Consider the following 12,318-nt stretch of genomic DNA (forward strand, 5'->3'; position numbering starts at 1 on the left):
GCCATCGCGGGACTGAATGTGGAGGGGCTGAAGAAAAACGCGCGGGATATCAGTCTGCTGAGGTATATGCCGGCCTGACACAGGCTAAGTGTGCCCGGGAATCGGTGCAAGTATAAAAAACAGCCTGTTGCGGTATAAGAATCGACCATGCAGAGAGAGAAAACACCGGAGTGGAGGGAAAAGCAGAAAAGCTCACGTGGCATAAGGCGCGGACAGGGGTATCGCTTAGTTTTTCAATTTCCTATACGTGAACCGACTTCGCGAGAGAGTTTTTCCAGGAAACGATAGTCGTCATAACTGAGAGCAGTTTGCGCCACGGTGCTACCATCAGCGGCCTTCTGTACCAGCGCGCCGTTATAAGTAATGCAGTAGTCGCCCGGCTGTTCCATATGCAGCTCTTTCAGGTAGTTGTGAACGCCTGCATAAGGGCGACCCGTCGTTAGCACGACATTCACGCCACGGGCGCGAGCTGCGGCAATCGCATTTTTAACGGCGGGTGAAATGGTGTGATCGGGCAGCAGAAGGGTGCCATCCATATCGATAGCAATGAGTTTGATAGCCATGAGTTCCCCAGGTAGATTAGTTCCTGACCCATGCTAACGCGATTCCGCTCAAAAATCAGTACAACACCCGAGGGAAAAGGGGGATGCAACGCGGGTTGCATGCTCCCCATTTGCTTAGCGGAAGAGTTTCCCTTTCAGCAGTTCCATACCTGCGGAAAGCAGATCGTTATTGGCTTGTGAAGACACTTCACCTTGCGGTGAGAGCGCATCAATAATCTTCGGCAATTGTTCTGCCAGTAAACTGGAAGCCGTACTGGTATCCACGCCAAGTTTTTGCCCGAGATCGGACACCGCATTTGTGCCGGGCGCCGATTCCAGTTGCTCGCCGCTAACTGATTGATTGCTCTGCTGATTACTCAACCAGGTTGAGAGAATGGCCCCTAAGCCGCCACTTTGCAGTTTTTCCAGCAGCACCTGAATGCCGCCCTGCTCCTCAACCCAACTTAAAATAGCCTGATATTTCCCCGCATCGCCTTTCAGAAAGGCACCGACAACTTCATCAAAAAGCCCCATGATAATCACCTGTAAAGCGTTACGTGTTGACCCAAAAAGTATAGATCTGCGGGATGATAATTGCGGATTGCAGAAATAAAAAGGGCGGAGATGATCTCCGCCCTTTTTTTATAGCTTCTTGCCGGATGCGGCGTTAACGTCTTACCTGGCCTACAAAATCATTAAAATTCAATACATTGCAAGATTTTCGTAGGCCTGATAAGCGTAGCGCATCAGGCACGCTCGCATGGTTAACGCCATTAAATATCAATATTCGCCGCTTTCAGGGCGTTCTCTTCAATAAACGCACGACGCGGTTCTACGGCGTCGCCCATCAGCGTGGTGAACAACAGGTCAGCGGCAATCGCATCCTTAACGGTAACGCGCAGCATACGACGACTTTCCGGGTCCATGGTGGTTTCCCACAGCTGTTCCGGGTTCATCTCGCCCAGACCTTTATAACGCTGGATGGAGAGACCGCGACGAGACTCTTTCACCAGCCAGTCCAGCGCCTGCTCGAAGCTGGCTACCGGCTGACGACGCTCGCCACGTTCGATAAATGCATCTTCTTCCAGCAAGCCACGCAGTTTCTCACCCAGCGTGCAGATACGACGATATTCGCCACCAGTGATAAATTCGTGATCCAGCGGATAGTCAGTATCCACACCGTGGGTACGCACGCGAACAATCGGCTCGAACAGGTTTTGTTCGGCATTGGTGTGGACATCAAACTTCCACTGGCTGCCGTGCTGTTCTTTGTCGTTCAGTTCGCTGACCAGCGCGTTCACCCAGCGGGTAACGGTCTGCTCATCAGAGAGGTCGGCTTCCGTCAGCGTCGGCTGATAGATAAGCTCTTTCAGCATTGCTTTCGGATAACGACGCTCCATGCGGTTGATCATTTTCTGCGTCGCGTTGTACTCAGACACCAGTTTCTCTAACGCTTCGCCAGCCAATGCCGGTGCGCTGGCGTTGGTGTGCAGCGTTGCGCCGTCCAGCGCGATAGAGATCTGGTACTGATCCATCGCTTCGTCGTCTTTAATGTACTGTTCCTGCTTGCCTTTCTTCACTTTGTACAGCGGCGGCTGAGCGATGTAGACGTGACCGCGTTCAACGATTTCCGGCATCTGACGATAGAAGAAGGTCAACAGCAGCGTACGAATGTGCGAGCCGTCGACGTCCGCATCGGTCATGATGATGATGCTGTGATAACGCAGTTTGTCCGGGTTGTACTCGTCACGACCGATACCACAGCCAAGCGCGGTGATAAGCGTCGCCACTTCCTGAGAAGAGAGCATCTTATCGAAGCGCGCTTTCTCAACGTTGAGGATTTTACCCTTCAGCGGCAGAATCGCCTGGTTCTTGCGGTTACGCCCCTGCTTCGCAGAGCCGCCCGCGGAGTCCCCTTCCACCAGGTACAGTTCGGAAAGCGCCGGATCGCGTTCCTGGCAGTCTGCCAGTTTGCCCGGCAGGCCCGCTAAGTCGAGCGCACCTTTACGGCGGGTCATTTCACGCGCGCGACGCGCCGCTTCACGGGCACGGGCAGCATCGATAATTTTGCCAACCACGATTTTCGCGTCGGTTGGGTTTTCCAGCAGGTATTCTGCCAGCAGTTCGTTCATCTGCTGTTCAACCGCCGATTTCACCTCAGAAGAAACCAGTTTGTCTTTGGTCTGGGAGGAGAATTTCGGGTCCGGCACTTTTACGGAAACGACCGCAATCAGGCCTTCACGCGCATCGTCACCGGTGGCGCTGACTTTGGCTTTTTTGCTGTAGCCTTCTTTGTCCATGTAGGCGTTCAGGGTACGGGTCATCGCCGCACGGAAGCCTGCCAGGTGAGTACCGCCGTCACGCTGCGGAATGTTGTTGGTAAAGCAGTAGATGTTTTCCTGGAAGCCATCGTTCCACTGCAACGCCACTTCGACGCCAATACCGTCTTTTTCGGTGGAGAAGTAGAAGATATTCGGATGGATCGGCGTTTTGTTCTTGTTCAGATATTCAACGAACGCCTTGATGCCGCCTTCATAGTGGAAGTGGTCTTCTTTGCCGTCACGCTTGTCGCGCAGACGAATGGAAACGCCGGAGTTGAGGAACGACAACTCACGCAGACGTTTCGCCAGAATTTCATATTCGAACTCGGTCACATTGGTGAAGGTTTCGAGGCTGGGCCAGAAACGCACCATGGTGCCGGTTTTTTCAGTCTCGCCGGTAACCGCCAGCGGAGCCTGCGGTACACCGTGTTCGTAGATCTGACGGTGAATTTTACCCTCGCGCTGGATAACCAGCTCCAGTTTTTGCGACAGGGCGTTTACTACCGAAACACCAACGCCGTGCAGACCGCCGGACACTTTATAGGAGTTATCGTCAAATTTACCGCCTGCGTGCAGAACGGTCATGATCACTTCCGCCGCCGATACGCCCTCTTCCGGGTGAATACCGGTCGGAATGCCGCGCCCGTCATCCTGTACAGAGACAGAGTTATCGGCGTGAATGGTGACGATAATTTCTTTACAGTGACCCGCGAGCGCTTCGTCGATAGCGTTATCTACCACCTCGAATACCATGTGGTGCAGACCGGTGCCGTCATCCGTGTCGCCGATATACATACCCGGGCGCTTACGCACCGCATCCAGCCCTTTCAGGACTTTGATACTGGAGGAGTCATAAGAATTCGACATCAACGTTTCTCGCTCATTTATACTTGGGTTAATCCGTTATTTTACCCTTTTCCACGGTAAACATCTTCGAATTTTCGTCCGACATGTCTATAACGTGTTCAGCACTGATCGCGCTGACAAAGACCTGTGATTGCGTCGCTTTTAAGCGGCTGGCAAGCAGCCCGCGACGCTCATCATCAAGCTCAGAGGCAAAATCATCTATCAGGTAGAGACACCGCCGCCCGCTTTCACGGGTGAGGAACTCTCCTTGCGCCAGACGTAAGGCGCACATCAACAGCTTAAGCTGCCCACGCGATAAGGTATCTTCCACCGGCGCACCGTCGGCGCGAATGCGTAAGTCCGCTTTATGCGGGCCATGCGCGGTGTAGGTTAGCTGGCGATCGCGTTCAAAATTACGTTCCAGCACCTCAGCATATTCTGTCTCTTTCTCCCAGCCGCGCTGGAAAGAGAAAGTCAGAGAAAACTCAGGGAGAAATTGCTTACAAGTATCGGCCATATCAGCCGCGATACCGGCGCTATACTCCGCGCGCCAGGTGCTGATTTGCTCCACCAGCGGGATCAGCTCTTTATCCCACGGGCGTAGCTGTTCGTAACGTGTCACCTGGCGCAGCGCCGCATTGCGCTGCTTGAGCAATCGCTTGAGATTGCTCCAGGCGGTGAAAAATCCGGGTTCGTTGTGAAAGCATGCCCAGTCGAGAAATGCTCTTCTGTATTTGGGGCCGCCGTTGAGTAAAGTAAACCCTTCTGGCGTTATCAGCTGCATCGGCATCAGGTGCGCCAGCTCCGCGACTTTATGCCCGTCAGTACCGTCGATGCGGACTTTGCTGTCGCCTTGTTTGTCTTTGGTTAAGCCAATCGCCGTCTCGCGCTCTTCGCCCTGTAATCGCCCATGGAGAACAAATGCCTCCTGCTCATGGCGAATGACGCGACCAATCTGCAAACTGCGAAACGCCCGACCATGGCCGAGCGTATAGATGGCTTCCAGCACACTGGTTTTGCCACTGCCGTTGGCACCTACCAGAAAGTTAAAGCCGGGAGATAAGGCGAGATCCGCGGTTTCGATATTGCGGAAATCGCGGATCAACAAGCGGGTGAGGGACATTACAGTCTCATTGGCATGACAACATAAGCCGCGCTCTGGCTGGCCGCATCTTCAATCTGCACGCTGGAAACCGAATCGGTCAGCATCATGCGGACGTTTTCGCATTTCAGCGCGTTCAGAACATCCAGCACATAGCTGACGTTGAAGCCGATTTCCATCTCCGCACCGCTATAGGTAACGTCGAGGATCTCTTCCGCTTCTTCCTGTTCCGGGTTGTTGGCAGTGATTTTCAGCTGGTTTTCGCTGACATAAAGACGTACGCCGCGGAATTTCTCGTTAGAGAGAATTGCCGCACGGGCAAACGCCTGCTTGAGCAGATCGCAGCCAGCTTCCAGATGTTTGTCCGGGTTCTTCGGTAGAACGCGGCGGTAATCCGGGAAGCGACCATCCACCAGTTTGGAGGTGAAGATAAAGTCGCCAACGTGGGCACGAATGTTATTGCTGCCAATCTGCACGCGCAGCGGATTGTCGCCGCCGTCGAGCATACGCATCAGTTCAATCACGCCTTTACGCGGCACGATCACCGAATGGCTTGGCAAAGATTGACCAATTGGCATTGAACAGACTGCCAGACGGTGACCATCGGTCGCTACGGTGCGCAGTTCTTCGCCTTCGGTTTCAAACAGCATACCGTTTAAGTAATAGCGAACATCCTGATGCGCCATCGAAAACTGGGTCGCTTCAATCAGACGCTTCATCGTCGCCTGCGGCAGGGTAAATTCGACTTCGCTCTGCCAGTCATCGAGGTTCGGGAAATCCGCCGCTGGCAGGGTAGACAGCGAAAAACGGCTACGCCCGGAGCGCACCAGCATCCGTTCACCTTCCAGCTGCACGGCAATTTCCGCGCCTTCAGGCAGACCACGGCAGATATCAAAGAATTTGCGCGCCGGAACGGTCGTTGCTCCTGGCTCGTGTGGCTGAACCAGCGCAACACGTGCCACCATTTCCATCTCGAGATCAGTACCGGTCAGCGACAACGTACCGTCAGCAACCTGTAACAGCAGATTACCGAGAATCGGTAGCGTAGGACGACCACCTAACGGACCGCTCACCTGTTGTAGCGGTTTTAATAAATGCTCACGTTCTACGGTAAATTTCATAGGTTTACGATGACAATGTTCTGATTAAATTTGAAAAATCTTCTTTGATATCGTGGCTCTCTTCACGCAACTGCTCGATCTTACGGCAGGCATGAAGCACCGTCGTGTGGTCACGACCACCAAACGCATCGCCAATCTCCGGCAGACTGTGGTTAGTCAGCTCTTTCGCCAGCGCCATCGCCATCTGGCGCGGACGCGCCACCGAGCGGGATCGACGCTTGGAAAGGAGATCCGCGACTTTGATCTTGTAGTACTCCGCCACCGTCTTCTGAATATTGTCGATGGTGACCAGTTTTTCCTGCAATGCCAGCAAGTCGCGCAGCGCCTCACGCACGAAGTCGATGGTGATCGCCCGTCCGGTAAAGTTGGCATTGGCAATGACGCGGTTCAGCGCCCCTTCCAGCTCACGTACGTTAGATCGTAGACGCTTGGCGATAAAGAACGCCACTTCGCCCGGCAAACGAATGTCGTTTTCGTCGGCCTTTTTCATCAGGATCGCCACACGGGTTTCCAGCTCTGGCGGTTCGATCGCCACAGTCAGTCCCCAACCGAAGCGGGATTTCAAACGATCCTCAACGCCGTTGATCTCTTTCGGATAGCGATCCGAGGTGAGAATGATCTGTTGATTACCTTCCAGCAGGGCGTTGAAGGTATGGAAAAACTCTTCCTGAGATCGTTCTTTATTAGCAAAAAACTGAATATCGTCGATCAGCAGTGCATCTACGGAACGGTAGTAGCGTTTAAACTCTTCGATCGCGTTGTTTTGCAGGGCTTTAACCATGTCCTGAACAAAGCGCTCGGAGTGCATATAAACCACTTTGGCATTCGGCTTGCGCGCCATAATGCCGTTACCCACCGCATGCAGCAGGTGAGTTTTACCCAGACCCGTGCCGCCATAAAGGAACAACGGGTTATAGGCACCGCCAGGGTTATCCGCCACCTGGCGAGCCGCCGCGCGCGCCAGTTGGTTAGATTTACCTTCAACGAAGTTATCAAACGTGTGTTTGACGTTTACGTTAGAACGATAGGTCGGTTCTGCCGGGGCCGGGACGTTATCCCAACCTGAGCGCGTAGAAGGCGCAGCACGTTGCGGCTGCGTTTGCGCCACCTGTGCAGGGGCCGCGACGTTGCTCGTCACTGCCGCTTGTGGCGTTTGCGTCACCGGTTTGGTGCCGACTTCAAAACGCAGCTGTGGGGCATCCGCTCCGCAGAAACTGGTTAGCAGTCCATTGATATTATTAAGGTACTTGTCCCGTACCCAATCGAGGACAAAACGGTTTGGCGCGTACAGGGCCAGCGTGTTATCGCTCAGTTCCGCCTGCAATGGGCGTATCCACATACTGAATTCTGTGGCTGGTAACTCATCCTGCAATCGGGCAAGACACTGCTGCCAAAGCGAAAGTGACACGGCGGACTCCACTCGAACAAAAGTCGATAATGACTAAGGCTGAAACATTCATGATTGTTGACGTACGTCGAAAAGACCCTGCTTGAGGGTGACGCACGAACCGCTGTCTGCGGTTATATGCCCGATCAAGATCCTGCAAAACGATCGGGACCGCGGATCATAGCCTAAACTGCGCAAGAGATCTTCTGTTTCTCACAGATTTTCCCGATTTATCCACAGGACTTTCCAGAACTCGCTAAGTGTAAACGATCCTGCCGCGAGGCGGGCACGATTTACGCCGCATATTGAAAAATTTAATGACCATAGACAAAAATTGGCTTAATCGATCTAATAAAGATCCAGGACGATCCTTGCGCTTTACCCATCAGCCCGTATAATCCTCCACCCGGCGCGCCATGCTGGTTTCCACTGGTGTGAGGTCGTACATTTTCCCTGCGAAAAGGTGCGGAAAAGCGCGGTAAATAAGGAAAGAGAATTGACTCCGGAGTGTACAATTATTACAATCCGGCCTCTTTAATCACCCATGGCTTCGGTGTCCATCGTTTCATTTTTCGGCGGATATCCAATAAAGCCATTGAATTTATTCAAGTTTAGGTAGAAATCGCCATGAAACGCACTTTTCAACCGTCTGTACTGAAGCGCAACCGTTCTCACGGCTTCCGTGCTCGTATGGCTACTAAAAATGGTCGTCAGGTTCTGGCACGTCGTCGTGCTAAAGGCCGCGCTCGTCTGACCGTTTCTAAGTAATAAAGCTAACCCCTGAGTGGTTAAGCTCGCATTTCCCAGGGAGTTACGCTTGTTAACTCCCAGTCAATTCACATTCGTCTTCCAGCAGCCACAACGGGCTGGCACGCCGCAAATTACCATTCTCGGCCGCCTGAATTCGCTGGGGCATCCCCGTATCGGTCTTACAGTCGCCAAGAAAAACGTTCGACGCGCCCATGAACGCAATCGGATTAAACGTCTGACGCGTGAAAGCTTCCGTCTGCGCCAACATGAACTCCCGGCTATGGATTTCGTGGTGGTGGCGAAAAAAGGGGTTGCCGACCTCGATAACCGTGCTCTCTCGGAAGCGTTGGAAAAATTATGGCGCCGCCACTGTCGCCTGGCTCGCGGGTCCTGATAGCCCTCATTCGGGTCTATCAACGCCTGATTAGTCCGCTACTCGGGCCGCATTGTCGTTTCACTCCAACCTGTTCAAGCTACGGAATTGAGGCATTGCGCAGGTTTGGAGTGATAAAAGGCAGTTGGTTGACGGTGAAACGCGTATTAAAATGCCACCCTTTACACCCTGGTGGTGACGATCCCGTCCCGCCCGGACCATTTGATACCAGAGAACACTAACGATGGATTCGCAACGCAATCTTTTAGTCATCGCTTTGCTGTTCGTGTCTTTCATGATCTGGCAAGCCTGGGAGCAGGATAAAAACCCGCAACCTCAGGCCCAACAGACCACGCAGACAACGACCACCGCAGCGGGTAGCGCCGCCGACCAGGGCGTACCGGCCAGTGGCCAGGGGAAACTGATCTCGGTTAAGACCGACGTGCTTGATCTGACCATCAACACCCGTGGTGGTGATGTTGAGCAAGCTCTGCTGCCTGCTTACCCGAAAGAGCTGAACTCTACCCAGCCGTTCCAGCTGCTGGAAACTTCACCGCAGTTTATTTATCAGGCACAGAGCGGTCTGACCGGTCGTGATGGCCCGGATAACCCGGCTAACGGCCCGCGTCCGCTGTATAACGTTGAAAAAGACGCTTATGTGCTGGCTGAAGGTCAAAACGAACTGCAGGTGCCGATGACGTATACCGACGCGGCAGGCAACACGTTTACCAAAACGTTTGTCCTGAAACGTGGTGATTACGCTGTCAACGTCAACTACAACGTGCAGAACGCTGGCGAGAAACCGCTGGAAATCTCCACCTTTGGTCAGTTGAAGCAATCCATCACTCTGCCACCGCATCTCGATACCGGAAGCAGCAACTTCGCACTGCACACCTTCCGCGGCGCGGCGTACTCCACGCCTGACGAGAAGTACGAGAAATACAAGTTCGATACCATTGCCGATAACGAAAACCTGAACATCTCTTCGAAAGGTGGTTGGGTGGCAATGCTGCAACAGTATTTCGCGACGGCGTGGATCCCGCATAACGACGGTACCAACAACTTCTATACCGCTAATCTGGGTAACGGCATCGCCGCTATCGGCTATAAATCTCAGCCGGTACTGGTTCAGCCTGGTCAGACTGGCGCGATGAACAGCACCCTGTGGGTTGGCCCGGAAATCCAGGACAAAATGGCAGCTGTTGCTCCGCACCTGGATCTGACCGTTGATTACGGTTGGTTGTGGTTCATCTCTCAGCCGCTGTTCAAACTGCTGAAATGGATCCATAGCTTTGTGGGTAACTGGGGCTTCTCCATTATCATCATCACCTTTATCGTTCGTGGCATCATGTACCCGCTGACCAAAACGCAGTACACCTCCATGGCGAAGATGCGTATGCTGCAGCCGAAGATTCAGGCAATGCGTGAGCGTCTGGGCGATGACAAACAGCGTATCAGCAGGAAATGATGGCGCTGTACAAAGCTGAGAAGGTTAACCCGCTGGGCGGCTGCTTCCCGCTGCTGATCCAGATGCCAATCTTCCTGGCGTTGTACTACATGCTGATGGGTTCCGTTGAACTGCGTCAGGCACCGTTTGCACTGTGGATCCACGACCTGTCGGCACAGGACCCGTACTACATCCTGCCGATCCTGATGGGCGTAACGATGTTCTTCATTCAGAAGATGTCGCCGACCACAGTGACCGACCCGATGCAGCAGAAGATCATGACCTTTATGCCGGTCATCTTCACCGTGTTCTTCCTGTGGTTCCCGTCAGGTCTGGTGCTGTACTATATCGTCAGCAACCTGGTAACCATTATTCAGCAGCAGCTGATTTACCGTGGTCTGGAAAAACGTGGCCTGCATAGCCGCGAGAAGAAAAAATCCTGATTCGGTGAGTTTTCGCTAAAATAAGGGCGGTCAGTTGACCGCCTTTTTTCTTTTCGTAGGGCGGATAAGCACCGCGCATCCGCCACACAAAGCAACAGGAACATCATGAGCGATAATGACACTATCGTAGCCCAGGCCACGCCTCCGGGACGTGGCGGCGTTGGCATCCTGCGCATCTCCGGCTTCAAAGCCCGTGAAGTTGCCGAAACCGTGCTGGGTAAACTGCCTAAGCCGCGCTACGCCGATTATCTTCCGTTTAAAGACGCCGACGGCAGCGTGCTCGATCAGGGGATTGCGCTATGGTTCCCTGGCCCGAACTCGTTCACCGGCGAAGATGTGCTGGAACTGCAAGGTCATGGCGGTCCGGTGATCCTCGACCTGCTGTTAAAACGCATTCTGACCATTCCCGGCCTGCGGATTGCTCGCCCTGGTGAGTTTTCCGAACGCGCGTTTCTTAACGATAAACTTGACTTAGCCCAGGCCGAGGCGATTGCCGATCTTATCGACGCCAGTTCGGAACAGGCGGCCCGTTCGGCACTTAACTCGCTGCAAGGCGCATTCTCCGCACGGGTTAATCATCTGGTAGAAGCCCTCACCCACTTGCGCATTTACGTCGAAGCGGCAATTGATTTCCCCGATGAAGAGATCGATTTCCTCTCCGACGGAAAAATTGAAGCCCAGCTCAATGACGTTATTGCCGATCTTGATGCAGTGCGTGCTGAAGCACGTCAGGGTAGTTTGTTGCGCGAAGGGATGAAAGTGGTGATTGCCGGACGTCCTAACGCCGGTAAATCGAGCCTGTTAAACGCGCTGGCGGGGCGTGAAGCGGCAATCGTAACCGATATCGCCGGAACTACGCGTGACGTGCTGCGTGAGCATATCCACATTGACGGAATGCCGCTGCATATCATCGATACCGCCGGGCTACGTGAAGCCAGTGACGAAGTAGAACGTATTGGTATCGAGCGCGCGTGGCAGGAAATTGAACAGGCCGACCGCGTGCTGTTTATGGTCGATGGCACCACAACAGACGCCGTGGATCCGGCAGAGATCTGGCCGGAATTTATTGCCCGTCTGCCAGCGAAACTGCCGATCACCGTGGTGCGCAATAAAGCCGATATCACCGGCGAAACGCTGGGAATGAGTGAAGTGAACGGTCACGCGTTAATTCGTCTCTCGGCAAGGACTGGTGAAGGCGTGGACGTGCTGCGTAACCATCTCAAACAGAGCATGGGCTTTGACACCAACATGGAAGGCGGCTTCCTGGCGCGTCGTCGCCACCTACAGGCGCTGGAACAGGCAGCGGAACATCTACAACAGGGCAAAGCGCAACTGTTGGGAGCCTGGGCAGGTGAACTGCTGGCGGAAGAGTTGCGTCTGGCACAGCAGAACTTAAGCGAAATCACCGGGGAATTTACTTCAGACGACCTGCTGGGGCGGATTTTCTCCAGCTTCTGTATTGGTAAGTAACCGCGCTTACGAAGCCGTATTCTGACTGTCAGATGCGGCTTCGCTTCATTGTTAGCACTCCTGTTATTCCTCAACCCTTTTTTTAAACATTAAAATTCTTACGTAATTTATAATCTTAAAAAAAGCATTTAATATTGCTCCCCGAACGATTGTGATTCGATTCACATTTAAACAATTTTAGAATAGACAAAATTCTTGAGTATTATACTGTAGCCTCGTGTCTTTCGAGGAATAAGTGCATTATGAATATCTTACATATATGTGTGACCTCAAAATGGTTCAATATCGACAATAAGGGTAATGCTGCCAACTTACTGATTTAGTGTATGATGGTGATTTTAAGGTGCTTGCGTGGCTTCCATTTCCATCAGATGTCCTTCCTGCTCCGCTACTGAAGGCGTGGTGCGTAACGGCAAAAGCACTGCCGGACATCAGCGCTATCTCTGCTCTCATTGCCGTAAAACATGGCAACTACAGTTCACTTACACCGCCTCTCAGCCCGGTACGCACCAGAAA

Annotated in this window: 13 protein-coding genes and 2 pseudogenes; 9 read left to right on the top strand and 6 right to left on the bottom strand. The window is 53.1% G+C overall.

Going from position 1 to position 12,318, the window contains the following annotated elements; all coding sequences use genetic code 11:
* A partial coding sequence (locus BHE85_RS27170; protein WP_242412314.1) for a hypothetical protein occupies positions 1 to 78 on the top strand: 78 nt, incomplete at its 5' end.
* 170 nt (positions 79 to 248) lie between these two features.
* On the opposite strand, the pseudogene BHE85_RS03100 reads toward BHE85_RS27170, so the two are convergent.
* The 6 genes and pseudogenes from BHE85_RS03100 to dnaA form a co-directional block, all read right to left on the bottom strand.
* Positions 249 to 563 (bottom strand): annotated as a pseudogene (locus BHE85_RS03100) (HAD-IIB family hydrolase); the annotation flags it as partial.
* A 114-nt stretch (positions 564 to 677) separates the two neighbouring features.
* Entirely contained in the window at positions 678 to 1,076 is a 399-nt protein-coding gene (locus tag BHE85_RS03105; RefSeq protein ID WP_004987558.1) for a YidB family protein, read from the bottom strand.
* A 239-nt stretch (positions 1,077 to 1,315) separates the two neighbouring features.
* On the bottom strand, positions 1,316 to 3,730 hold the full coding sequence (gyrB, locus tag BHE85_RS03110) for a DNA topoisomerase (ATP-hydrolyzing) subunit B (RefSeq protein WP_000072066.1): 2,415 nt from the start codon (positions 3,728 to 3,730) through the stop codon (positions 1,316 to 1,318).
* 28 nt (positions 3,731 to 3,758) lie between these two features.
* Complete coding sequence (gene recF, locus BHE85_RS03115; RefSeq protein WP_000060106.1) at positions 3,759 to 4,832, bottom strand: DNA replication/repair protein RecF; 1,074 nt, start codon at positions 4,830 to 4,832, stop codon at positions 3,759 to 3,761.
* Positions 4,832 to 5,932, bottom strand: a complete 1,101-nt coding sequence (dnaN, locus tag BHE85_RS03120; protein ID WP_000673464.1) for a DNA polymerase III subunit beta — start codon at positions 5,930 to 5,932, stop codon at positions 4,832 to 4,834. Before dnaN ends, recF begins: the two co-directional genes overlap by 1 nt.
* A 4-nt stretch (positions 5,933 to 5,936) precedes the next feature.
* Entirely contained in the window at positions 5,937 to 7,340 is a 1,404-nt protein-coding gene (gene dnaA, locus BHE85_RS03125; RefSeq protein ID WP_000059111.1) for a chromosomal replication initiator protein DnaA, read from the bottom strand.
* Between the two features lie 296 nt (positions 7,341 to 7,636).
* On the opposite strand from dnaA, the gene BHE85_RS03130 reads away from it, so the two are divergent.
* From BHE85_RS03130 to BHE85_RS03165, 8 genes and pseudogenes are all read left to right on the top strand, one after another.
* Positions 7,637 to 7,717, top strand: coding sequence for a protein YsdD (locus tag BHE85_RS03130; protein WP_120795392.1), 81 nt, complete (start codon positions 7,637 to 7,639; stop codon positions 7,715 to 7,717).
* Positions 7,718 to 7,946: 229 nt separating this feature from the next.
* Positions 7,947 to 8,087, top strand: coding sequence for a 50S ribosomal protein L34 (gene rpmH / locus BHE85_RS03135; RefSeq protein ID WP_000831330.1), 141 nt, complete (start codon positions 7,947 to 7,949; stop codon positions 8,085 to 8,087).
* A gap of 16 nt (positions 8,088 to 8,103) precedes the next feature.
* Entirely contained in the window at positions 8,104 to 8,463 is a 360-nt protein-coding gene (rnpA, locus tag BHE85_RS03140; protein WP_000239730.1) for a ribonuclease P protein component, read from the top strand.
* Complete coding sequence (yidD, locus tag BHE85_RS03145; RefSeq protein ID WP_001307474.1) at positions 8,427 to 8,684, top strand: membrane protein insertion efficiency factor YidD; 258 nt, start codon at positions 8,427 to 8,429, stop codon at positions 8,682 to 8,684. The genes rnpA and yidD overlap by 37 nt, the downstream gene beginning before the upstream one ends.
* Positions 8,685 to 8,686: 2 nt before the next feature.
* Positions 8,687 to 10,332 (top strand): annotated as a pseudogene (gene yidC, locus BHE85_RS03150) (membrane protein insertase YidC).
* 105 nt (positions 10,333 to 10,437) lie between these two features.
* Positions 10,438 to 11,802 carry a tRNA uridine-5-carboxymethylaminomethyl(34) synthesis GTPase MnmE gene (mnmE, locus tag BHE85_RS03155; RefSeq protein ID WP_001282346.1) on the top strand — a complete coding sequence of 455 codons (1,365 nt, stop codon included), beginning with the start codon at positions 10,438 to 10,440 and terminating at the stop codon, positions 11,800 to 11,802.
* Positions 11,803 to 12,044: 242 nt separating this feature from the next.
* On the top strand, positions 12,045 to 12,125 hold the full coding sequence (gene tnaC / locus BHE85_RS28330; RefSeq protein WP_064721318.1) for a tryptophanase leader peptide: 81 nt from the start codon (positions 12,045 to 12,047) through the stop codon (positions 12,123 to 12,125).
* Between the two features lie 28 nt (positions 12,126 to 12,153).
* Positions 12,154 to 12,318 (top strand): IS1 family transposase (locus BHE85_RS03165; RefSeq protein WP_047664789.1); only part of this gene is annotated, 165 nt, incomplete at its 3' end.

The sequence above is a fragment of the Shigella sp. FC1567 genome (genome assembly GCF_001743015.1).
In the GTDB taxonomy this organism is placed as follows: Bacteria; Pseudomonadota; Gammaproteobacteria; order Enterobacterales; family Enterobacteriaceae; genus Escherichia; species Escherichia coli.